The organism is Mycobacterium shunyiense (genome assembly GCF_058270075.1).
The window spans coordinates 22,178-44,906 of sequence record NZ_JBZDPU010000027.1 but is presented as its reverse complement, the minus strand read 5'-3'; the positions used below and the strand labels follow the sequence as shown (position 1 = coordinate 44,906).

Here is a 22,729-nt window from a genome sequence, read left to right as displayed (position 1 = left end):
GGGATGAACGCACGATCCTGTCCCACCTCGATGCGGGTGATGGGCGTCTTGAATGCCACGCCCGATTCATTCTGGGTCGACAGCAGATTCGATGTCTCCGCACTCGCGGTGGCGGCCGGACGGCGCATGTTCGAAGCCGGTGCGTGGGCGGTGGATGTCGGGGGTGAATCGACGAGACCGGGTGCGGTGCCGGTTTCAGTCGACGAGGAACTCGCTCGTGTGCTGCCCGTCGTCGCCGGGTTGTCGGATCTGGGCACGGTGTCGGTGGACACCCGCAATCGTGAAGTGGCCGAGGCAGCGGTGCGGGCGGGGGCAGGCATCATCAACGACGTCTCGGGCAAACTCTATGACCTTGCCGGGAGGCTCGGCGTCGGGTACGTGAGCATGCACTCGCACACGGTGCCCGTCCTCGCCGGAGTGTTCCCCGAGTATGAGGATGTGGTCAGTGAGGTGGCGAGCCTGGTCACCGGGGTCGCACAAACGGCCACCGCCGGTGGTGCCGGGCCGGTGTGGATCGACCCGGGCATCGGATTCGGGAAATCGACCGAGCACAGTCTGGAATTGCTGCGGCGGCTCCCTGAACTGTGCACCTACGGATTTCCGGTGCTGCTCGGTGTCAGTCGAAAAACATTCATCGGCCGCGTCACCAGCCGCGAAGTCGTTGATCGGCTGGCCGGCTCGCTGGCCGTGATCGCGCCGGCCTGGGCCGCCGGCGTCGATGTCATCCGGGTGCACGACGTCGTCGAGACACTGGACACCATCACGATGCTGCAGGCGATCTGGGGTTGACCGCCGCCACCGAACGGGCCCACAACGGTTGTTTTCTGGATTTCGGCTGTGTTCGGTGCTGGCCGGCGACGCGCAGACTTGGCTGCGATGAGCCCGGCGATGAGGAAAGTCGACCATAACCACTCCGGCCACGTGGCAGCGCTGTTCGCCGTGACGGACCGATCGGGTCGCAGCGGCCCGTATCGTCAACGTCAAATTACTCGCCGCGCCTGGAGGCAGTGCACCGGTTGCTGAGAGCGCGAAAAATACTGTTGCTCGGCACTTTTGAAGTTCGCGCCGAATATTGACGGCTGTTTCAGGCCGCCGATGAGGGGGTGCACGCTCCGAAAAGGGGAGGCCCCATCATAGGAAATTCATTGGTTAGGCTCGCCTCGCTGATCGAAGGAGGCTGCGGGTTTGAGCGTGGCGCCCCACTGACGTGGCGCCCCCGACCTGCGCCCGAGACAGGGGGATGGGCTTTGACGTGTGATGAAGTGCTGCAGCACAGCGCAACTGGTATTTCATTGACTCGGCCACGGCGAACGGCGTGACCAACGCGTCGCGGCTGGATGACTACCCGGTGCTGCCAAGGGAACTCAAGAATGTTTCCGAGGCGGTGCGGCGCGCACCGGGACCGCCGGTTCCGCGGCTGTTGCCACCGAGCAAGATTCGGGTAGCTACCGGTGACGATGCCGGAATGATCGCAGAGTGGATGAACCGTCCGCACCTGGCGAAGACCTGGGAATATGACTGGCCGGTGCAGCGCTGGCGTAAACATCTGAAAGCCCAACTAGAGGGCGATTATTCACTGCCGCTCGTCCTGAGCATCGGCGGCGTGGCGCGTGGATACCTCGAAATCTATCGTGCTGCCAAGGATTCCATTGCCGACCGATATGATAGTGAACCGCACGATCTCGGCCTGCACGGGGCGATAGCCGACGAAGAGCTTGTCAACCGGGGCCTCGGCCCGATGCTGCTGCCCAAGATTGTCACCAGTGTCCTGGCCGCCGATCCCGATTGTGAGCGGATCATGTTCGACCCTGACCACCGCAACACCACCGTGCGTGGGTTGTGCGAGTTCGCCGGTTGTCGGTTCCTCGGAGAACACGAGATGTCCAACCGCAGGATGGCGCTCTACCAACTTGACCGGGACACTGCCCGCACGCGCTGGCCCGCACCGAGTTTTGTCAAACCGACTGACTGACAGTCGATTCCATCCGAATCTACCGCTCCAGTACGCAAACGAAAGGTGAGGCCGGCCGCTTCGGCCGGCCGGGTATCACACATGACCACTACCGATTCATCCGCATCGACCGCCGTATCCGACGGGCTGGTCTCGATTCTGCGCGACGATCTCGAACTCCCATGTCAAACACTTAGTGCCAGTACGCGTCTCGTCGACGACCTCGGCATGGATTCGGTTTCTTTCGCGGTGGGACTGGTGACCATCGAGGAGAAGTTCGGTGTGCAGCTCAGCGAGGAGGACCTCATCACCTGCAGCACCGTGGGCGATCTGCAGTCGGTGATCGACCAGAGGAGTGCAGCGTGAACCCGCTCGCAGGTGCTCTGCGGGAGGCGATGGTCGGCTCACCGCATGATCTGGTGGTCCTGGATCGCGACACCGATACCTGGCAGCGCCGCCCCTGGCCCGAAGTACACGGGCTCGCCGAGCACATTGCGGCCTACCTGCTGGGCCGTGACCAGCCGGGCGCGGTTGGTCTCGTGGGCGAACCGACGGTGGAATTGATTGCCGCCATACAGGGCTCGTGGCTGGCGGGTTCGGGTGTATCGCTGCTGCCCCGTCCCCAGCGTGGTGCCGAACCGTCCGAGTGGGCACGAGCCACGATGTCCCGGTTCAGCAGCATCGGCGTGACGACGGTGTTCAGTTACGGCACCACCCTGCAGCTGTTGCGGGATGCCGGCTCACAGCTGACCGTGTGCGATGTCGCCGATGCCGCACGGACATCGACATCGAGACAGCTTCGGTATCCAGATAACGCGGAGGTGGCGATCCTGCAGGGCACAGCCGGGTCCACCGGCACGCCGCGGACTGCGATGCTGGCGCCCGAGGCGGTGCTCAACAACATTCTGGCCGTCACGCAGCGATTGTCGTTGAGCCGCAACGATGTCGGATGTTCCTGGCTGCCGGTCTATCACGACATGGGCCTGGCAATGGTGTTGGCGTCGACGATGTCGGGTATGCCGCTGTGGCTGGCGCCCACGGGCGCCTTCTCGGCTGCGCCACTGCGGTGGGCCGAATGGCTGTCCGAATCGTGCGCGACGTTCACCGCCGGGCCGAACTTCGGCTACTCGGTACTCGGCCGTTTCGCCAACCGCGTCTCCGACGTCGACCTCGGTGCGGTGCGCATCGCGATCAACGGTGGTGAGCCCGTCGACTGTGCCGGTGTCGATCGGTTTGCCGTCGGAATGAGCAGGTTCGGATTCGACGCGCGAGCCATGGCGCCCGCGTACGGGATGGCCGAGGCAACCTGTGCGGTGACCATTCCCACGCCCGGAGAAGGCCTGCGGATCGACATTCCGGACGCGCAGGACACGGGCCGGCGCTACGCGTTGCTGGGACGCCCGGTGCCGGGCATGGAGATCCGCATCGTCCCGTCTTCGCACGATGAGTCCGGCGCATCGGGTGAGGTGGAGATTCGTGGTTCGTCGATGATGGCGTCCTACTTGGGAAACACGCCGGTCGATGCCGGGAGCAGTGGTCAGTGGTTCCCGACCGGCGACATCGGCTATCTCGTAGACGGCGCATTGGTGATCTGTGGACGCTCCAAGGAGGTCATCACGATCGCCGGGCGCAACATTTTTCCCACCGAGATCGAACAGGTCGTCGGTGAGGTGGACGGTGTCCGCGAAGGGGCAGTCGTCGCCGTCGGCACGGAATCCGGCGCCGCGCAATCGCGTCTGCTGGTGGCAGCGGAGTTCATCGGGACCGAACAGGACACCACCCGCAGCGCCGTGATCCGGCGCGTGGTGTCCGTGTGCGGTGTCACGCCCGCAGACGTGGTGTTGATGTCACCGGGGTCGTTGCCACGCACCTCGTCGGGGAAACTGCGCCGCCTCGAAGTCCGTCGTCAACTGGAGGCCACGCGGTAGCGTCCGCCGCGTGCGATGAGTTCTACTCTCTACTCAAGTCCAATCAGCATCCATTGTTGACTGAACGGGAGAGAACGCGTGGCCCAGCTGCTCAAGGTCCAGAACTTCAACGTCTCCGGCGACGGGTTCGGCGCCGGCGAGAACCAGAGTTTCGAGCGACCGTTCGGTCATGCCGAACCGGGCGAGATGTTCGCCTGGGCCGGTGCCACGGCAAGCTGGCCCAACCGGACTGAGCCGGGCGGGAGTCGCGGTCTCGACGACTACCTCACTCGGGACTTCCACCACAACATCGGTGCCGAGATCATGGGCCGCAACAAGTTCAGTCCGTACCGCGGTCCGTGGGAGGATCACGCCGACTGGCAGGGCTGGTGGGGCGAGGAGCCGCCGTTCCACACTCCGGTGTTCGTCATGACCCACTACGAGCGGCCGTCGTTGACCCTGTCCGACACCACCTTCCATTTCGTCGACGCGGATCCGGCGACGGTTCTGGAACAGGCCCGCAGCGCCGCGCAGGGTAAGGACGTCCGGTTGGGCGGGGGAGCGAGCACCATCCGGGAGTTCCTCGACGCCGACCTGATCGACACCCTGCATGTGGCGGTGTCGCCGATCGAGTTGGGCAGCGGGTCGCGGCTGTGGGAGTCGCCCGATGAGCTGAACGACCGGTTCCACCATGACGTGGTGCCGAGCCCCGGCGGCGCGGTCACCCATCATCTGTTCTGGCGGCGGTGACCGCTCAGCGAAGCCGGTAGTCCGAGCAGGTTTCGGCCGGCGGCGATCGGGTAATGCACTGAGCTGACCGGATACCGAGACGGCTGGAGGGATGCTGCCCATGACGGCGATCACCGCATATCGCGGTCTGCTTCGATCGATCGACCTGCACGTCGAGGACACCGGCGGTGACGGCCGGCCTGTGGTGTTGATCCATGGCTGGCCGCTCACCGGGGAGTCCTGGGCTCCACAGGTCGAGGCGCTGGCAGCGGCCGGCTACCGGGTGATCACCTATGACCGCCGAGGTTTCGGTCGCAGCGACACATCGTTGGTGGGATACACCTACGAATCCCTATCGGATGACCTGTCGGCACTGATGGAGGAAATGGACCTGCATGATGCGACACTGGTCGGCTTCTCGATGGGTGGGGGAGAAGTGGCCAGCTATTGCGCCCGCAAAGGCACCGCACGGGTCCGCAGTGCGGTATTTGCGTCGTCGGTGACTCCCTACATGCTGCATTCTCGCGACAATCCTGCCGGGCCGCTGGGTAAGGCGGAGGCGGCCCAGATGGCGATGTCATTGACGAAGAACCAGGATGCCTTCTACGACCAGTTGATGACCGACGTCTTCTCGGTCAACGGAGAACTGGTGATCAGCGAGGATCAACGCCGGCAGACGCTGGCGATGTGCGGTCAGGCCAACAAGCACGCCGCGCTCGCCTGTCTCACCGCCTTCGGCAATACCGACTTCCGCGAGGACCTGCCACGAGTCACGGTGCCCAGTCTGGTGATTCACGGGGATGCCGACACAACTGTGCCGTTCGAGGGGGCCGGGCTACGCACCCACGAGGCATTGCGCGACAGCCGCCTGCACGTCATCGCCGGTGGGCCCCACGGAATCCCGATCAGCCATGCCGGAGAGTTCAACGACGTGCTGCTGTCGTTCCTCGCCGAGGAGTTCGGGGCGCATCGAGGGGTGCGCTGAGTCAGTCGCGGCAACGCACGCCGCGCTCGAAGGTGCGGATGACGGCGGGTGCGGCCGCGTGTTGTGGCATGAGGCCGTCCTTGGAGTCCTGACAGGCCCACATCACCAGACCGTAGAGCGCGTGTTCGAGCCACTGGGTGCTCGACTCCGGATCGAACACGCCCTCGGCCTGGCCGCGTTCGATCAGGCTGGTGAGATATCTGTTGTCCGGCACCGCCTCGGGTGGCAGGCCGCGGAGAACATTCGGGTCGTCGAACAGGAACAGCAGTCGGTTGCCGACCGAGATCATCGCGTTGATGACGCGCCGCATGGCCTCGACCGCGCAGCCGTCCTCGGGTGCGGCAGCGGCCACAGCGTTGGTCACGACCTGTACCGAGTCGACAATCGTCGCGTTGATCAGAGATTCCCGGTCGGGAAAGTAGCGGTGCACGGTGGTGCGGCCGACCCCGGCCGCGTTGGCGATATCGGGCAACGTCGCGGTCCGGTCGTCAGCTAGGACCGCGGCGGCGGCCTCGATGATCGCACCACGGGTGCGCGCCTGGGTGGCCGAGAGCTCGCCTGTGCTCATGCGTCGATGGTATCGACGCGGGTCACGACATTCTCGCCACCGGTATCGGTGTGGTCCGATCGGAGAGAAAACGCGCCGGCCGCTGGCGTATCGGTAGCGGCCACCAGAACCAGCGGCCCAGGATCGCGGCAATTGTGGGAGTCATCAGCGAGCGAACGACGAGGGTGTCGAACAGCAGGCCCAGGCCGATGGTGGTGCCGCCCTGGCCGATCGCGATCAGATCACTGGTGGCCATCGAAGCCATCGTGAAGGCGAACACGAGGCCGGCCGCGGTGACCACGCCACCCGTGGCTCCCATGGCCCGGATGATGCCGGTGTTGATGCCAGCGCTGACCTCTTCCTTCATCCGTGAGACCACCAGCAAGTTGTAGTCGGATCCGACCGCCAGCAGGATGATGACCGAGAACGCCAGCGTCATCCAGTGCAGGTCGATTCCGAGGAGGTACTGCCACACCAGGACCGACAGGCCGAACGATGCTGCCAGAGAAAGGATCACGGTGCCGACGATCACGAATGACGCGATCAGGGCGCGGGTGATCAACAGCATCACGATGAAGATCAACGTGATTGCGCCGCAGGCCGAGATCAGCAGATCCCACTGGGCGCCGACCTGGATGTCCTTGTAGGTGGCCGCGGTGCCGCCGAGGTAGATCTTGGCGTCGGCCAGCGGCGTCGTCTTGATCGCCTCGCGCGCCGTCTTCAGGATCGGGTCGACGTGCGAAATTCCTTCGGAGGTGGCCGGATCCACGTCGTGGGTGATGATGAACTGCGCGGCCTGACCATCCGGCGAGACCATCAGGTCAAGCCCGCGCTTGAAGTCCGGGTTGTCGAACGCCTCGGGCGGCAGGTAGAACGAATCGTCGTTGCGTGCGTCGTCGAATGCCTGGCCCATCACCGATGCCGTGTCGGTCATCTTGCCGATCTGGTCGACCAGCCCGTTGAACGTGCTGAACATCGTCTTCATGGTGCCCTGCATGGACTTCGAGATGGCGATCATCGGTGGTAGCTGCGCCACCAGCTGAGGCATCAGCTGGTCCATCTCGTTCATGTTCTTCACCGATTCCGAGAGGGTCTCGGTCATGGTGTCGATGCCGTCGAGCCCGTCGAACAGTGAGCGCATGGATTGGCACATCGGGATGTCGTAGCAGTGCGGTTCCCAGTACAGGTAGTTCCGCATCGGCCGCATGAAATCATCGAAATCAGCCATGTGATCCCGCATTTCGTTGGTGCTGGCCTGCATGTCGTTCATGCTCGCGGTGAGTTCGTGGGTGATACCGGTCATCCGGTTCATCAGACCCAGCATGTTCTCCATGATCACGATCATCCGGCCGAGATCATCGGTCAGCGTGTTCATGTCGCCCATGCGCTCGCGGAGGAACTGCAGGTTCTCGGTCATCGACACCGATTGCATGCTCACCTGGAAGGGCACCGAGCTGTGCGCGATGGGACGGCCCAGCGGCCGGGTGATGCTCTGCACGCGGGCGACGCCGGGTACGCGGATCAGCTCACGGGCGATCTTGTCCAGCACGATCATGTCGGCTGGGTTGCGCAGGTCCCGTCCCGCATCGACGAGCAGCAGATCTGGATTCATCCGGGCAGCCGTGAAATGGCGTTCCGCGGCGGCATATCCGACGTTGGACGGCAGATCCTTGGGGATGTAGAGCCGCTCGTTGTAGGACGTCTTGTAGCCGGGCAGCGCCAGCAGCCCGACGAGCGCCACGGCGATGGCGGCGGCGAGGATCGGCACCGGCCAGCGCACCACCGAGGTGCCGAGCCTGCGCCAACCCCGCGAGCGGATCTCGCGCTTGGCGTCGAGCAAGCCGAACCGGCTACCGACCACCAGCATCGCCGGCGCGAGCGTGAGAGAAGCCAGCACCACCACGGACATGCCGATGGCGCTGGGGACACCCATGGAGCTGAAGTAGTTCAAGCGGGTGAAGTGCAGGCAGAGCATGGCGCCGGCAACGGTGAGACCGGAACCGAGGATGACATGGCCGACACCGTGAAATGCCGTGTAATAGGCATTTTCTCGCTCTTGGCCCTTTTGTCTGGCCTCCTGATAACGGCCGACGAGGAAGATGGCGTAGTCGGTTCCCGCCGCGATGGCCAACGAGGTCAGCAAGCTCACCGAGAACGTCGACAAACCGAGCATCCCGGCGTGGCCGATCGCGGCCACCACACCACGCGCGGCGGACATCTCCAACAGCACCACGATCAGCATCAGCAGCATGGTGGCGAACGACCGGTAGACGACGATCAGCATCACCGCGATCACTGCGATGGTGACGAAGGTGATCTTGACCATGCTCTTGTCGCCGGCCTCGTTCATGTCCGTGGTGAGCGGACCTTGGCCGGTGACATAGGCTTTCACCCCCGCAGGCGGGTGCGAGTCGTCGATGATCTTGCGTACTGCAGCCACCGATTCGTTGGCCAGCGTCTCACCCTGGTTGCCGGCGAGGTTGACCTGGACGTAGGCGGCCTTGCCGTCGGTGCTCTGCGAGCCGGCAGCGGTGATCAGGTCGCCCCAGTAGTTCTGTACGTGCTGAACGTGTTCGGTATCGGCCTGAAGCGTGCGGACCAGCTCATCGTAGTAGTGATGGGCTTCGGTGCCCAGCGGCTGGTCGCCCTCCAGCACCACCATCGCGATGGTGTCCGAGTCGAATTGGTCGAAGCGCTCGCCGATCTTCTTCATCGCCACCAACGCCGGTGCGTCCTGTGGCGAAAGCGACACGGCGTGCTCGTGTCCGACGACCTCGAGCTGGGGGACCAGTGCGTTCAGGACGACGACGAGGATGATCCACGCCAGGATGATGGGGATCGCAGCCACGCGGATGACGCGGGCGACTCCCTTGTGGTTGGTGTCCTTGAGTTCGGAGCCGTTGTGCTCGTGGTTGCCCATCAGGCGGCCTTGTCCAGGCAGAAGGCCTGCGCGTCATGCTGGTTCACGGTCTGCTCGTCTCGGACTTCGCCGTTGACGACGATCCGGCAGCTGATCACTTCGCTATCTCCTTGGGCAACGACATTGGCGAACACCGTCGGCAGGGTGGTGACAACCTCGTGTCGCCATGGCAGCGACGTGAAGCTCTCGGTGTGCGGCTGGGCGTCGGCGTCGAGGTAGCTGACATGACCGCTGGTGCCGCTGGGCCCCTCGATCTCATAGACGACGCGCTTGGGGTTGAACTCGACGATGTCGTCCCCGGCCGACTGGCCCGGATCGGTGTTGATGTGGGTCCCGAAGATGCCGTGCATCCGGTTCATCGCGAAGCCGCTGACGGCAAGCGCCGCCACCAACACCAAAGGAATCCAGAAGCGTTTGGCGAGCCGAAACAGCTTAGCCACGGCAAAATCCACCTCTCCGGTTCGGCGCATGCCGACGGAAAACCCCATCCGACCGCGTTTGATCGGCTGAACGTAACAGGCCCTTAGTGGATCGACAACGTTCCATTAAGGAATGTTGATCTTCCTCACAGTTACTTCCCAAACGGAATTTTTAGCTCCCCGCGAGTCAGTGTGCAGCGCACACGGCCACTGGGATCTGGCTCCAGCGAACAAGTTTGGGCATCGAAGTCTGCGGCCCCGGGAACACGTCGACACTGTTCGCGGTTTGCCACCGCAATCGAGAGCCGCCTCGGACCTGTGCTACCCCTACGCGGTGACCAGGCGCACCGGTGCGCCGGCACAGTAGGCGGCGATGTCCTCGACGATGTCGCGGTAGAAGATGGACATGACGGTCTGGGTGACGTAGCCGAGGTGCGGTGTCAGCAGCGTGTTGGGCAGGGATGCCAGTGGGTTGCCCGCCGGCAGTGGCTCGTGCTGGTAGACGTCGAGCGCCGCACCGCGAATCTGGTTGCTGCGCAGGGCTTCGACGAGGGCCGGCTCATCGATGAGGCCGCCTCGCGAGGTGTTCACCAGGATCGCCGTCGGCTTCATCGTGGCCAGCTCGGCGCTGCCCACCAGTCCACGCGTCGAATCGGCCAGCACCATGTGCAGCGACACTACGTCGGCGCCGGTGAACAGGGTGTCGCGATCCACCCGCGCGACACCGGCCTTGGCGGCGCGCTCGTCGGTGAGGTTGGGGCTCCATGCGATGACGTCCATGCCGAAGGCCTTGCCGATCGCGGCGACCCGGCTGCCGATCCGGCCCACCCCGACCAGGCCGAGGGTGGCCCCGTGCAGGTCGGTGCCGATGGTGCTCTGCCACCGCCCGTCACGGATGCGCTGATCCTCGGTGGTCAGGTGGCGCTGCAGCCCCAGGATCAGCGCCCAGGTGTGTTCGACGGTCGGAGTGACGGCACCGCCGGTGCCCGAGACGGTGATGCCGAGGCGCTGTGCCGCGGCGACGTCGATGGCGGCGTTGAAGGGCCCGGTCGTCACGAGCAGTTTCAGCGCGGGCAGCTCGGCGAGCAGTGCTCCGTCGAGCGGGGTGCGTTCCCGCATCGCGACGACGACCTCGTGTCCGGCCAGGGTCTCGACCAGTGCCGGACCGGGTGCGATGTGTTCCCTGAGGGCGGTGATCTGCACGGGACCAGGTATCGGTGACCAGTCGACGGTGTCGGCGATGCCCTGGTAGTCGTCGAGGACGGCGACGCGCAGCGGTTCGGTCATGGATCAGTAGGCGTTCGGATCGTTCTGCACGGCCGACGGCACCGGATGCTGGTAGAGCTGGGAGGCGTTCTCCCAGGTGATCTTCCGGATCACCTCGGCGGGCAGGCCCTGGATCTGTTCGTGGATGATGCGTTGGGTGTGTGGCCAGGTTGAATCACAGTGCGGGTAGTCGGCTTCGAGCAGGATGTTGCCGGTGCCGATCCGTTCGTGCTGGATGAACGACGACTGGTCCTCGACCGCGCAGAACCAGAAGTTCCTGGTGAACACCTCGGCGGGGGAGAGGGTTTCGCCCAGCGCTTTCCATGTTCCGTACATCTGGTGGTAGCTGAGCATGTGGTCGAGCCGGTCGAGTAGCCCTGCGACCCAGCCGATTCCGCCCTCCGACAGGCAGATCTTGAGATCGGGGTACCGGCTGGGCAGACCTGAGTACAACCAGTCCACCGCGGCGGTGATGGCGTAGGCGAAGAACAGCACACCCTGCACGTCCGGTGGGGCGTCGTCGGTGGTGGACGGCGCCGAACCGGAGGAGCCGATGTGCAGGTTGACCACGGTGCCCGTCTCGGCGCACGCCGCCATCATCGGTTCCCAGTACCCGGAGTGGATGGTCGGCAGGCCGAGCATGGCTGGGTTCTCGCTGAAGGTCACGGCGTGGAAGCCGCGTTCGGCGTTCTCGTAGATCATCTGCGCGCCGACCTCGGGGTCGAGCAGCCACGGTAGCTGGCACGGGATGATCCGCTCGGGATATGCCCCCGCCCACGCTTCGAGGTGCCAGTCGTTCCAGGCCCGCACGGCCGCCATCGCCAGGTCCCGGTCCTTGGTCACCTGCTGCAGCCGTTGGCCGGCGAACCCGGGCAGGAACGACGGGAAGTTGAGCGAGGCGTACACGCCGTTGAGGTCCATGTCCCTGACGCGTTCGTGAATGTCCCAGGCGCCGCGGCGCATCTCGTCGAAACGGGCGGGCTCGAAACCGTATTCGTCCACGGGCCGTCCTACAACGGCGTTGAATCCCACGTTGGGCAGCGACTGCCCGTCGTACATCCAGGTCTGCCCCCCGTTCTCGGTATCGACCACCTTCGGGGCACGGTCGGCGAACTTGCGGGGCACGCGGCCGGTGAAGGTGTCGGGCGGCTCGACGATGTGATCGTCGACCGAGATCACGGTGTAGAGGCGTTCGGCCCGTTCGGGTTCCGGAAGAAATGTGACCGTGCGCTCGGCACCCTTCTGGGCGGTGGTGAAGTCGAGATTGCCTGCGAGTTCGTCGATGGACTTCATGGGCTGAATCTCCTTGCTGCCTCAGGTCAGGACTTCTGGGTCGGCCTTGATGGTCATGCGGGCCGCTCCAGCCCAGTACACGTCGGCGGCCCGCTCGATGAGCGAGGCCTGCATGCCGTACATGTCGGAGCGATTCATCGCGGTGGGCTGGCGGCCGGTCAGCATCACCTGGTAGGCCAGCTTGCACACCCGATCGATCGATGCGGCCCGGTACACCGCCTCGGCCACGGTGCCTCCCGTGGTGATGACGCCGTGGTTGGCCAGGATGGTGAGGTTGGCCGCGCCGATCCGCTCGGCGAGTTCACTGGCCCGCGGTGCCGAATCGACCTCACCGTCATAGGTTTCGACCAGACACATGTCGTCGAGGAACAGCGAGCCGGTCTGGTGCACCAGGTCCGGCAGCTTGCCCAAAGCGGCGATGAGGCTCACGTAATAGGGATGGTTGTGGATGACGACGCGGGCGTCGTCGCGTCTGCGGTGCAGTTCGGTGTGGATGTGGATGGCCGGGGTGACATCCCAGCGTCCCCGCACCACGTGCGCATCCTCGTCGACGACGCAGATGTCGGATGCGGTGAGCTCCTGCCACCATAGGCCCCATGGATTGACCAGCATCTCGGTGCGCTCTTCGGGCTGCCAGGTGATGTGGCCTGCCATGTTCTCGGCGAATCCGATGCCGGCAAGGTGCCGGAACGCCACGGCCAGCGTCTGCTCCTCGGTCAGGTCGACCCCGATCGGCGGGGTCACCGACGGAGACCATACTTTCAGCCCGCCCTCGCGCATCTCACCGACGCTCATAGCCGTCTCCCAACCGCGTCCGGATATCTTCGCGCAGTTGTCCTTTGGCGATCTTTCCGCCCGATGACCGGGGCAGCTCATCGAGCACGATGAGCTGCTCGGGAAGCAGTTCTTTCGACATGCCCTCGGCCAGGAGGTGCTCGACGAGTCCAGGGAGATCGATCGTTTGGCCTTTGGAGCGCGCTACCGGTTCTATGTAGATGCAGACCTTCTCGCCGAAGACCGGGTCGGGCATGGCCACCGCGGCTGCGACTGCCACGGCGGGATGCGTCGTCACCGCATCCTCGACTTCACCCGCACTGATGTTCTTGCCGCCGCGCACGATGAAATCCGAGGTGCGGCCGGTGACCGACAGGTAGCCTTCGGCGTCGACCTCACAGATGTCGCCCATCCGCATCCAGCCGTCCGGGGTGTAGAGCTTGTCGTGGTCCACCCCGCCCAGATAACCGAGGCTGGTGGCCGGTCCGCGGCACGCCGGTTGCCCACGCCCGGTCGAGGTCACGTCGTCGTCGCCGTCGAACAGGCGCACCGCCATCTCGGGCACCAGTCGGCCGGCGGTGCGCAGCCTGCGTTCCCGGGAATCCTGCAGAGTCGTCCCGCTCAGCAGACCGGTTTCGTTGGAGCCGTAGAACTGCAGGATGGTGGCGCCGGTGAGTTCCTCGAAGTCGGCGGCGCGCCGGTACGGCAGAGCCTCGCCGCCGGTGAAGACCACGCGCAGCGAGCTCAGGTCGTTCTCGCGTGACGCCCGGTCGGCCATGATCATCATCAATTGGGTACTGACACAGCACAACACGCTGACCCGGTGGCGTGCGATCGCCTCACATGCGGCCTTCGCGTCGAACTTTTCCAGCAGGATCGTGGTGGCACCGAGGTAGATCGGGGTGGTGTGGGCGGTCCAGATGCCGAACCCGAACGGTGCTGGGATGACGGGCAGGAAGATGTCATCCGACGTCAGCGCGCCGTTGGCGACCGCCCGCTGGTGAAAGTAGTGCCACCGGTTCTGGGTATGCACAACGCATTTGGGTAGGCCCGTGGTCCCCGAGGTGGAGTTGATCAGGAATACCTCGTCGGCGCCGACACCCGCGGCCGGTGGTCGCGACGGGGTGTCAGTGGCGAGGGACAAACCGTCCAACACCAGCGCGCTGATCTCGTCGGTCAGTCCGGACACGGTGGTTTGGGCCGACGGGTGCCGCGCCGCGTCACTGATCAGCACACGCGGCTCGGTGGTCCGCAGGATCTGGGTGGCCTCGCGGGTCCCGGCGCGGGCGCCGATCCCCACGACGACCGCGCCGCACCGTTCGATCGCCACGAACAACACATGGATGGCTGTGGTGTCGCCGTGCCAGACCGCGACGCGATCACCGATCGTGACGCCAAGGCCTGCCAGTTGGGCAGCGAGTAGCGATGCGGCACGGTCGAATTCGCGCCAGGTGAACGTGGTGTTGGGGTAGTCGACATAGGCCGGCTTGTCGGGTTGGGCGAGGGCGTGTTCGCGCACGGTCTGCGAGAGTGTGCGGTCCGACCACCATCCGGCTGTGCGGTAGTGGGCTGCGTCGGCAGCATGGGCGGCGTCGCCAGCCTTCATCACCAAATCATATGAAAATAAGAACCGCTGTCAACGGTCGCATCGAGGCGCCCCCGTTCACGGTCGCCGTGGGCTCGACTGTGCCCAGCTGCGCACCATGGTCGGGTCGACTATGCCGTCGACGCCGGGGTACTGCTGGGCACTGACCAGATGCGCCGCGGCCAGATCGCGGGCCCGTTGGGCGTCGCCCATGTCGATCGCGTCGATCACCTGACGGTGATCTTCCAGGACCGCTCTGCGTTCCTCGACCGGCACGGTCGAGTGATCCGTCACCTGGGCCGACCAGTTTTGCTCGTGGGCGGACCACAATGCCTCCAGCGCGCCGGCGAGGATGATCATCGTCTCGTTGCCGCAGTGGCGCACCAGCGCCTCGTGATACCGCCGACTTGCCGAGGTGGCCTGCAGCAGATCCGATACGGACCGGACCGATTCTTCGTGTAGCTCACGCAGAATCGGGACGACGGTGCGTTTGCGGTCGGCGCGTTGGGCGCAGAGTGCGGCGCAGGCCGGCTCGACCTGCAGCAGCGCGGTACCCACGTCGGCGAGTCCGACCTGCCCGGCGCCCAGCACCAGTCCCATGGTGTAGGCGAGGTTTGCGGAATCGGGTCGGTGAACCACTGCGCCGCCGAGCTTGCCGCGTCGTACTGTCAGCAGCCCCTCGGCCTCGAGGATGCGCATCGCCTCGCGCAGGGACGGCTTGCTGATCGGGTACTCGACCAGAAGTTCGTCCTCCTTGGGCAGGATGCTGCCGTCGGGTAGTTCCCCGGTGAGGATCTGGCGCCGTAACTGGTCGGCGACCTGTTCGGCGAGTCGCTGGAACCGGACGTTTGGCTGCGCCACGCATCCGAGTGTGCCAGATGGCCGACGGTTCAGGAGGTCACGCCGAGCCTTGTATCCAAATGATTTGTCTCATACGGTGAGCCATGCAGAAGTGGACCATCGGCACGCTGACAGTTCATTCCGTCCTGGAGACGGTGGTGCCGACCCGGCCTGACCGGGTGTTTCGCGGGCTGCCGTCGGAGCTTCCGCGCTGGTTGTATCCGCACTACGTCGATGACGCCGGCAATCTGCTGGTGGCCATCCAGTCGTTCTTCATCGAATCCGGTGAGGATCTCGTCGTGGTCGACTGCTGCTTCGGCGAAGGGCACGACCTGCCGTACCAAATCCCCATGGACCCCGACCAGTACCGACAGTCGCTGGCCGCAGCCGGATTCACCCCCGACGACGTGACCACCGTCGTCTGCACCCATCTGCACCTCGACCATGCCGGACGCCACACGACCCGGCGCGACGGCGCCTGGGTCCCCACCTATCCGAACGCGACCTACCTGCTCACCGCCGACGAGTACACGTCGTGGCGGCAGTCCTCGGCGCCGAACCGCGCGGCCGACGAGACCGTCGAACCGCTTGTCGCACATGATGTTCTGCGGCTCACCGAGATGGACCACGCGATCACCGACGAGATCCGGCTGATCGCGACGCCCGGTCACACCCCGGGGCACACCGCGGTGCGGCTCGAGTCCGGCGGCGAGGTGGCGGTGATCAGCGGGGATGTCATTCACCATCCGCTGCAGATCACCCATCCGGACGTACAGGCGCTGCCCGACGACGATCCGGACGCGGCTGCGGTGACCCGCGCCCGGCTGCTGCAGAGCGTCGCCGGCGAACAGGCCCTGCTGCTCGGCACCCACTTCGCCGCCCCGACCGCAGGCACCGTTGTCGCCGACGACGGCCAGCTGATGTGGGTGGCGATGTAGGCGGGGCGTCCTAGTTCGCGGTGTGGACGATGAGAATGTCGATCTTCACTCGACGGGCGATGGTCGCAGGCACCGAGCCCAACAGGCGCCCGGCGACCGAGTCCAGCCCGATGTCGCCGACGACGATCAGATCCGCATCGACATCTTTGGCGAGTTTCACCAGGGCGTCGACCGGCGCACCCTCGACCGCCCGCTCGACGATATCCCCGGCACCGGCGGCCTTCGCCCGGTCGCGCGCCACCTGGAGGATCTCGTAGACCGGGGCAGCGCCGTGCATCCGGTAGCCCTCGCTCTTGAGGCTGTCCTCTGCACGGGTATCGACCACATGATCGGGCGACGGTGGTCGCGACCAGCCGCCCTTTTCGGCCACGGGTTGATGAGCGCTCGCGATGATCAGCTTCGCGTTCTCCTGCGCGGCGATCTCGGCGGCACGGTGGACGGCGCGTAGCGACGAGTCGGAGCCGTCGGTCCCGACAACGATCGTCCGATAGGTGCTCATGTTGTCTCCGAACTGTCGGGTACCAGGACAGACAGACCTTAATGCACGTCAATCTTCAGCTTGTGGAGATTGGGCTTCGTGCCGCGTCAAGGATCAACCGACACAGGTGTGAAGCATCGCCCGACGTCTGACACGGAAAGCGCCCTCGGCAGGAATCGAACCTGCGACCGAGGGATTAGGAATCGGCTCCTGGCTGTTTCCAGCCTCAAGCTGGCCGAATCCGGTCGATTCGTGGTCGTAAGCGGCGAATAAGCAGCACGCGAACGTCGCCACCTACGACGCTTCCATGGCTGCAGCGATACGTTGCGGGCTGACGGGTGAGGGCCACGCGAAGTGATAACAAAGATCTCCTTATTATCAGTTAATAATCTAAGTGATGATACTCTGATCGGGTGTCATCACATGGCGCTACAACCGCCGTCGGGTACGAGACCCTGACATGGGGTATGCCGACCGAGGCTGGATACGGGCGCCAGAATGTGCGGGCAGCGCTGCGGCAGTCTGGTGATTACCAGGCAGCGATTCCTGCCGAGGTCGAAAATCTTGAAGTCTCCCTTCCCTCTCGCATCCTTGCCGATGCAGAGGAGGCCAGCCAGGAGATCGCCCGCTTCGACGCGGAACTCGGTGACGAGATTGCACCCTTCGCCTCGGTGCTGCTCCGGTCAGAATCGGCTGCCAGCTCCAAGATCGAGAATCTGACCGCTTCAGCGCGCGCCATCGCCGAAGCCGAGACTCTCGGACATTCCCGCCGTCGCAATGCCTCGGTGATCGTCGCAAACACCGAGGCCATGCAGGCCGCCGTCGCACTAGCCGATCGCATCGACGGTACCGCCATCCTTGCGATGCATGCTGCGCTAATGAACGCCAGCAATCCGGACATCGCCGGCAGGTGGCGAACCGAGCAGGTATGGATTGGTGGCGGCGACTTCGGTCCGCGTGGCGCAGACTTCATCGCACCGCAGCACAGTCGGGTCCCAGGCGCCATCGACGACTTGATCCGGTTCGCCGGGCGCGACGATATCCCCGTTCTTCCTCAGATCGCTATCGCGCACGCGCAGTTCGAGACTATTCACCCGTTTCCGGACGGAAATGGCCGCACCGGCAGAGCGCTCATCCAGGCGATGTTGCGCAACAAGCGGCTGACTCGTCAGGTCACGGTCCCAGTCTCGGCGGGCCTGCTTACTGATACCGATTCCTATTTCCAAGCGCTGACCGCATACCGCGAGGGTGACCCTACCCCGATCGTCGAAAGGCTCTCTGCTGCATCGATACTCGCAGTCGACAACGGCCGCCACCTCGTGAGCGACTTACGAACCATCAGGGAATTCTGGGCATCCAAAATCACCGCTCGCCGGGATTCCGCTGTACACCGTATTGCCGACCTGCTGATCAAACGTCCTGTCATCAACGCAAAACTATTGACCCGTGAACTGAACATCCCGATGAGCAACGTCTACCGCTATCTGGACCCATTGATCAAGGCAGGGATCATCGTCGAATTCACAGACCAGTCGCGAAATCGCGCCTGGCGCGCACCTGAAGTGCTTGCTGCGCTTGATGCTTTCGCCGAACGCGCCGGGCGGCGAAGCTGAGTTCAGCTTGCCGCCACCGTCGGGCGGAGCCCACAGGCCCATCCCGGCAGCCGGAGATTGGGCGGGGGCGGTTGCCAAAGTCTGCGATCTACTCGACGCGGTTGTTGACATCGGCTGACTGTTGATCCGGCCACGACCCAGCGGGAGGCTCAACTCACAGGCGCGAGATTGGGCTGACAGCAGGATGGTGGAACAAAGAAATCCAACGCCGACACAACTCGAGGAGCGCAGGGCTAGCTTGATTTGAGCCGGCACATATTGAACAGGATCGGAGTTTCTGGATGACGCGAAGCGCTCACCGCGCACTGCCTGATATCGACTTCCATCAGATTCGGCCTTACGGATCGCCGCCATCCCGAGCGGATGCGTTCGAAGAACTGGCGTCGCTGCTCATGCGGGATCAATTGGTCGAATGGCCCGAAGGCGTCGCCTTCCTCAGGTTCGGAAATCCTGATGGCGGAAGAGAGGGAAAGGGCATCCTGCCAAACGGCGATGTGTGGGCATGGCAGGCAAAGTATTTGTTTGCGTTTCGCGACAACGAGATTGGCCAGATTCAAGAGTCAGTCATGCGTGTCCTTGAAACTGAGCCGAACTTGAAGCGGTATTTCATCGCGCTGCCCTACGATCTGCCGGCCGGCGATACCAGCGGTCCGAGACCTAGGAGGTCCGCGTCTACGAAGTGGGCAGAGAAGAAGATTGAATGGGAGAGCGCCGCAGCCGATAAGGGCATGACGGTTGAATTTGTCTACGTGGGCCTACACGACCTTACAAGCGAGTTGACGAAGCCGCAGCATGCGGGTCGGGTGCGGTACTGGTTCAACGCCTCGGCTCTTTCGCCTGACGATCTCAAGCGTCGACTCGACGACGTCATCGCTAAAGCTGGTCGTCGATATAGTCCTTCCCTGCATGTAGAAGTCGATGCCGTGAGCGCATTGCAGGGGCTCGGGCGTACTTCGGAATACGTTCGCAAAGTCCAGGTAACTCTCGCTGAAATTCGGAAGGCCCGATGCAGCTGGTGGCCTGCACCCGAGGGCGATGAGGCTACATTCAGGGCTTCTATCGAAGCCTCGGTCGAGAAGTTGATGCAGGCTGAAGTCGCCGTTCAGAGGTACTTAGAAGCGGTCCGGACAACTAGCGACCTGCCGACGATTGTCGACGATCTCAGGAGTCCTGAGGCCGGCCTTGATGCAATTGGCGAACTATTGCGGGAGCGCCACCTGAAGGCTAGCCACGGTAATGGCGACGAGCCCGACTACCGGTATTACATCGGAAATTCTGGAACTTTGCACAGTAACGTTCAAAAAGCGCGCGAAGCACTGTACCGTGCTCGTTCGCTGCTTCGTTCCCCGGCGGCGCAAGCCGCCGACTCGGGTCGACTTCTCATGACGGGTCGAGCTGGTGTTGGGAAAACACATCTGTTCTGCGACATCGCAAAGCGGCGGATCGAGGACGGCTTGCCGACACTCATCGCACTCGGGCAGGACTTTGACGCGAGGAATCTGCAACTTCAGATCGGGCAGCTTGTCGAGGTCGACGGCTCACTTGACGAGGTCCTCGCACTTCTCAACGCGGCAGGTGAGGCATCAGGTCACCTTGCGCTATTGATGCTCGATGCTCTTAATGAGGGCACTAACGCTGAGCGATGGATCGATGAGCTACCAGCTCTTGCCGCAGCAGTCGATCGATACCCGAACGTTGGTCTGGTGGTGTCTTGCCGAACCGAATTCGTCGGGCCTGTGGTCGGTAATGCAACCAGGTTCCCCCAAGTCGAGCATTACGGGTTCGCCGAAGCCACGAGCGATGCGATCGACCGCTATACAAGCGAATACAACCTCGAGCGATTGACATTTCCCACACTCAATCCCGAGTTTGAAAATCCACTCTTTCTCAAACTCGCCTGCGAGGCACTCGCCACCCTAGGCGAGGATCGCTTCATCTTGGGAACTGCAGGACTCGCTACCGTGTGTAACGCATTTATGGACACGGTCAATAAGCGCCTCAGCGCGCCAACGCGTTGCGACTACGACGAGACGTCGAACCTGGTGCAGCGATTAGCGCGTGAACTCGCAATCCTCGGCCCAGGCCCCTACGAACGCGCCGATGTTGACAGGATTTCTGAGCTGCTACTACCAGGCCGGCCTTGGTCCACAAGCCTCCTGCTTGGGCTGTTCCGCGAGGGCGTCCTGATACAGACCTACGACACCCAAATCGCATTCGGATATCAACGCCTTGGGGACGTTCTGCGTGCTGTCCTCCTCGCGGAGCAGTCTTGCAAGGATCTCACCGGGTGGTATGCGGCACTTGGCGATGACTGCTGGGAAGAAGCTGGCACTATCGGTGCACTCGCTGTCGTTGCACCCGAGAAATTGGGCATCGAGATCATTGATCTGTTCAAGGACGACGAGAATCGCGTTGACCGCGCGGTGATCGACGCTTTCGTGCAGAGCATCGCGTTACGAGCTCCAAATCACACGAGTGATCGGACCATTCGCATCGTTGAGCAGCTCGCCAACTACGAAGACTGGACTGACGACCTATGGGAGAACCTTATTCGCGTGTCCTGCATACCCGGGCACGCGGTCAACGCAGAGTGGATCCATCGGCGGCTGTCGTCGAAAGCGTTGCCGGACCGAGAAATCAGCTGGTCTGAGTGGCTCGTCAGGTCTACCGCATATGAGAATGACAACGCTATTATGGCTCTACTCGACTGGGGCTGGAACCCTCGCCGAAGAGCCCGAGATACCTCGCCGCTGTCGCCGGACGTTGCTCACCTGGCTACCCTGGTGCTGGGATGGATGCTAACCACCCCGGACCGCCGTGTGCGTGACCGTGCCACGAAGGCGCTCGTAAGCATCGGAGAACGTGGACCGGAAGGCTTCACATCTGGCGTGAAGCTATTCCGAGGCTGTGACGATCCCTATGTCGTGGAACGGCTTTCGGCCGCACTTTGCGCCGTTGCCCTTCGCGCTTCCGACGCCGCTGTAATACTCGAAATTGCGGATGCTGCTGTCGAATTGGTCGCTGACGGGTGGCCCCTGCATTTGTTGACGCGTGACTGTCTGCGGCGCACGTCTGCAGTGGCGCGTCAACGCGGCTGGAGTGGACCTGCCTGGCAGCCTCCATACGGGGCGAAGTGGCCCATAAAAGCTCTGTCCGTCAAAACCATTGAAGGCATGGTCAAGCCGCCGGATTACGACTATTCATCGATTTGGTTCTCGCTGAACGGCATGACGGGCGACTTCGGCCGTTATGTGCTTGAGCCGGCCTTAGATCATTTCGAGCATTCAGACCATCAAAAGCTCCGTGCGTTGGCCGAGCGAGTCATCTTCGCCCGTGTACTCGAGCTTGGCTGGACACCTGAACGATTCAAGCGCATCGAACGTGGGCGGCGGGGCAACGATGGCGCAGTTGAGCGCTACGGCAAGAAGTATCAATGGATCGGCCTCTACGAGACTCTTGGCCGCATCGCTGACAACCTCGACCTGCGAGATCGATGGGGTGATGACGAGCCCTTCACTTACGAGTATGCCGAGCAACTCGTGTACAGGGATATCGACCCATGTGTTCTGGTACCGGGTGGGGTCGAGGATCCCAAGGGTGAAGAAAGGGCTTGGTTCGCCCCGGTTCAAGCAATCTTCCCCGATGCGCCGGCGGATTACCCCGTTGATCTTGACGGCGTGCCAGACCCGCTGGACCTTATCAGCCTGAAGTCGCCAGACGGCATCGAGTGGCTGTCGCTCATACGGCACGCAGGCTGGACCCAGGAGCTTCCGCCCGAGATAGCTGCGCTCGACGCGCCCAGCCTCCATGCATGGATGCAAGTCCGCGGTTACCTAATACCTGTAGCGAAAGCAGAAGCGATTCGAACCTGGGCGGTAGGGAAGAACTGGGACGGTCGTTGGATGCCTGAAAACGCCGAGGTACACAACAGATTGCTTGCCGCGCACCCGAGATCGCCGGATTGGGACTGGGCCGACGGCAATGCCGAGCCGCGTGGGCCTCTCGATGAGGAGTTGCCAGCAAATTTTTACCAGCCAATCGCGTGGTACGGCGGGACTGGCACCTCGCGTGGGCGCGCTGGCATCGACGAACCAACAGGCTATGTCCCCAGCCGGATGTTGATCGACCTCCTTGACCTACGTCGTGAGGATGATTTCCGATGGATCGATGCCGAAGGGTTGGCCGTCCAAGATCCCACCGCTGGCATGGACGAGGCCTCAACGCTGGTTATGCGCCGGGACTTAGGCCACCGACTCGGCGAGGCGGGCTACACCCTCTTCTGGACAGTGCTGCTCAACAAGCTCCGGCACGATCACACCTTCAGCGCACCTGGACCGAACTACAAGTGGATGAGTGCCAGTGCGTCGTATCTGATGACCATTGAGACAGTTGAACAAATTTCGGCAAACGCGTGGAAGTGCCGACGTTATCCCGGTGGGGATCCTAAACCCGTCGAATGGGATGTCCGTCAAACGGGCTAAGCG

The 22,729-nt window shown here is 63.5% G+C and carries 18 protein-coding genes and 1 tRNA gene; 9 read left to right on the top strand and 10 right to left on the bottom strand.

The window, feature by feature from the left end; all coding sequences use genetic code 11:
- Positions 1 to 3: 3 nt before the first annotated feature.
- The 6 genes from folP (at position 4) to AC4ELH_RS27370 (ending at position 5,572) form a co-directional block, all read left to right on the top strand.
- On the top strand, positions 4 to 789 hold the full coding sequence (gene folP / locus AC4ELH_RS27395) for a dihydropteroate synthase (RefSeq protein WP_418010322.1): 786 nt from the start codon (positions 4 to 6) through the stop codon (positions 787 to 789).
- 559 nt (positions 790 to 1,348) lie between these two features.
- A complete protein-coding gene (locus AC4ELH_RS27390; RefSeq protein ID WP_418010969.1) occupies positions 1,349 to 1,972 on the top strand; it encodes a GNAT family N-acetyltransferase in 624 nt (207 codons plus the stop codon).
- A gap of 45 nt (positions 1,973 to 2,017) precedes the next feature.
- The gene (locus AC4ELH_RS27385) at positions 2,018 to 2,317 is read left to right on the top strand and encodes an acyl carrier protein (RefSeq protein ID WP_269085837.1); all 300 of its coding nucleotides are present in this window, start codon (positions 2,018 to 2,020) and stop codon (positions 2,315 to 2,317) included.
- A complete protein-coding gene (gene mbtM / locus AC4ELH_RS27380; protein WP_448448264.1) occupies positions 2,314 to 3,879 on the top strand; it encodes a long-chain-fatty acid--ACP ligase MbtM in 1,566 nt (521 codons plus the stop codon). Before AC4ELH_RS27385 ends, mbtM begins: the two co-directional genes overlap by 4 nt.
- Before the next feature lie 78 nt (positions 3,880 to 3,957).
- On the top strand, positions 3,958 to 4,608 hold the full coding sequence (locus tag AC4ELH_RS27375) for a dihydrofolate reductase family protein (RefSeq protein ID WP_418010324.1): 651 nt from the start codon (positions 3,958 to 3,960) through the stop codon (positions 4,606 to 4,608).
- Between the two features lie 100 nt (positions 4,609 to 4,708).
- Entirely contained in the window at positions 4,709 to 5,572 is an 864-nt protein-coding gene (locus tag AC4ELH_RS27370) for an alpha/beta fold hydrolase (RefSeq protein WP_448448265.1), read from the top strand.
- 1 nt (position 5,573) lies between these two features.
- On the opposite strand, the gene AC4ELH_RS27365 is transcribed toward AC4ELH_RS27370, so the two are convergent.
- The 8 genes from AC4ELH_RS27365 to AC4ELH_RS27330 form a co-directional block, all read right to left on the bottom strand.
- A complete protein-coding gene (locus AC4ELH_RS27365) occupies positions 5,574 to 6,140 on the bottom strand; it encodes a TetR/AcrR family transcriptional regulator (protein ID WP_082941552.1) in 567 nt (188 codons plus the stop codon).
- A 22-nt stretch (positions 6,141 to 6,162) separates the two neighbouring features.
- Positions 6,163 to 9,039: an MMPL/RND family transporter gene (locus AC4ELH_RS27360; RefSeq protein WP_498887850.1), complete on the bottom strand. Its 2,877-nt coding sequence runs from the start codon at positions 9,037 to 9,039 to the stop codon at positions 6,163 to 6,165.
- A complete protein-coding gene (locus tag AC4ELH_RS27355) occupies positions 9,039 to 9,479 on the bottom strand; it encodes an MmpS family transport accessory protein (protein ID WP_498887848.1) in 441 nt (146 codons plus the stop codon). Before AC4ELH_RS27355 ends, AC4ELH_RS27360 begins: the two co-directional genes overlap by 1 nt.
- Positions 9,480 to 9,785: 306 nt before the next feature.
- Positions 9,786 to 10,745: a D-2-hydroxyacid dehydrogenase family protein gene (locus tag AC4ELH_RS27350; RefSeq protein ID WP_498887846.1), complete on the bottom strand. Its 960-nt coding sequence runs from the start codon at positions 10,743 to 10,745 to the stop codon at positions 9,786 to 9,788.
- A gap of 3 nt (positions 10,746 to 10,748) precedes the next feature.
- The gene (locus AC4ELH_RS27345; RefSeq protein ID WP_498887844.1) at positions 10,749 to 12,017 is read right to left on the bottom strand and encodes an amidohydrolase family protein; all 1,269 of its coding nucleotides are present in this window, start codon (positions 12,015 to 12,017) and stop codon (positions 10,749 to 10,751) included.
- Positions 12,018 to 12,038: 21 nt separating this feature from the next.
- Positions 12,039 to 12,812, bottom strand: a complete 774-nt coding sequence (locus AC4ELH_RS27340; RefSeq protein WP_498887842.1) for a class II aldolase/adducin family protein — start codon at positions 12,810 to 12,812, stop codon at positions 12,039 to 12,041.
- Positions 12,799 to 14,397 (bottom strand): class I adenylate-forming enzyme family protein, encoded by a 1,599-nt coding sequence (locus AC4ELH_RS27335; RefSeq protein ID WP_498887840.1) that lies wholly within the window; start codon positions 14,395 to 14,397, stop codon positions 12,799 to 12,801. Before AC4ELH_RS27335 ends, AC4ELH_RS27340 begins: the two co-directional genes overlap by 14 nt.
- 57 nt (positions 14,398 to 14,454) lie before the next feature.
- Positions 14,455 to 15,237 (bottom strand): FadR/GntR family transcriptional regulator, encoded by a 783-nt coding sequence (locus tag AC4ELH_RS27330; RefSeq protein WP_418025013.1) that lies wholly within the window; start codon positions 15,235 to 15,237, stop codon positions 14,455 to 14,457.
- Between the two features lie 83 nt (positions 15,238 to 15,320).
- On the opposite strand from AC4ELH_RS27330, the gene AC4ELH_RS27325 reads away from it, so the two are divergent.
- Positions 15,321 to 16,154: an MBL fold metallo-hydrolase gene (locus tag AC4ELH_RS27325; protein ID WP_498887838.1), complete on the top strand. Its 834-nt coding sequence runs from the start codon at positions 15,321 to 15,323 to the stop codon at positions 16,152 to 16,154.
- Positions 16,155 to 16,164: 10 nt separating this feature from the next.
- Here the strand turns inward: AC4ELH_RS27325 and AC4ELH_RS27320 are convergent, their stop codons facing one another.
- Together AC4ELH_RS27320 and AC4ELH_RS27315 are read right to left on the bottom strand one after the other, a co-directional pair.
- Positions 16,165 to 16,653 carry a universal stress protein gene (locus AC4ELH_RS27320; RefSeq protein ID WP_418010331.1) on the bottom strand — a complete coding sequence of 163 codons (489 nt, stop codon included), beginning with the start codon at positions 16,651 to 16,653 and terminating at the stop codon, positions 16,165 to 16,167.
- A 140-nt stretch (positions 16,654 to 16,793) separates the two neighbouring features.
- Positions 16,794 to 16,868, bottom strand: a tRNA-Arg gene (locus tag AC4ELH_RS27315).
- Positions 16,869 to 17,099: 231 nt separating this feature from the next.
- Between AC4ELH_RS27315 and AC4ELH_RS27310 the strand changes: the two genes are divergently transcribed.
- Together AC4ELH_RS27310 and AC4ELH_RS27305 are read left to right on the top strand one after the other, a co-directional pair.
- Positions 17,100 to 18,245 (top strand): Fic family protein, encoded by a 1,146-nt coding sequence (locus AC4ELH_RS27310; protein WP_418010332.1) that lies wholly within the window; start codon positions 17,100 to 17,102, stop codon positions 18,243 to 18,245.
- Positions 18,246 to 18,526: 281 nt separating this feature from the next.
- Complete coding sequence (locus tag AC4ELH_RS27305; protein WP_418025014.1) at positions 18,527 to 22,726, top strand: NACHT domain-containing protein; 4,200 nt, start codon at positions 18,527 to 18,529, stop codon at positions 22,724 to 22,726.
- Positions 22,727 to 22,729: the final 3 nt, after the last annotated feature.

Coding starts and splice junctions, on each gene's coding strand:
- folP (WP_418010322.1), top strand. CDS start 4: ATGAACGCACGATCCTGTCCCACCTCGATGCGGGTGATGGGCGTCTTG.
- AC4ELH_RS27370 (WP_448448265.1), top strand. CDS start 4,709: ATGACGGCGATCACCGCATATCGCGGTCTGCTTCGATCGATCGACCTG.
- AC4ELH_RS27365 (WP_082941552.1), bottom strand. CDS start 6,140: ATGAGCACAGGCGAGCTCTCGGCCACCCAGGCGCGCACCCGTGGTGCG.
- AC4ELH_RS27360 (WP_498887850.1), bottom strand. CDS start 9,039: ATGGGCAACCACGAGCACAACGGCTCCGAACTCAAGGACACCAACCAC.
- AC4ELH_RS27350 (WP_498887846.1), bottom strand. CDS start 10,745: ATGACCGAACCGCTGCGCGTCGCCGTCCTCGACGACTACCAGGGCATC.
- AC4ELH_RS27345 (WP_498887844.1), bottom strand. CDS start 12,017: ATGAAGTCCATCGACGAACTCGCAGGCAATCTCGACTTCACCACCGCC.
- AC4ELH_RS27340 (WP_498887842.1), bottom strand. CDS start 12,812: ATGAGCGTCGGTGAGATGCGCGAGGGCGGGCTGAAAGTATGGTCTCCG.
- AC4ELH_RS27335 (WP_498887840.1), bottom strand. CDS start 14,397: ATGAAGGCTGGCGACGCCGCCCATGCTGCCGACGCAGCCCACTACCGC.
- AC4ELH_RS27325 (WP_498887838.1), top strand. CDS start 15,321: ATGCAGAAGTGGACCATCGGCACGCTGACAGTTCATTCCGTCCTGGAG.
- AC4ELH_RS27320 (WP_418010331.1), bottom strand. CDS start 16,653: ATGAGCACCTATCGGACGATCGTTGTCGGGACCGACGGCTCCGACTCG.
- AC4ELH_RS27310 (WP_418010332.1), top strand. CDS start 17,100: ATGCCGACCGAGGCTGGATACGGGCGCCAGAATGTGCGGGCAGCGCTG.
- AC4ELH_RS27305 (WP_418025014.1), top strand. CDS start 18,527: ATGACGCGAAGCGCTCACCGCGCACTGCCTGATATCGACTTCCATCAG.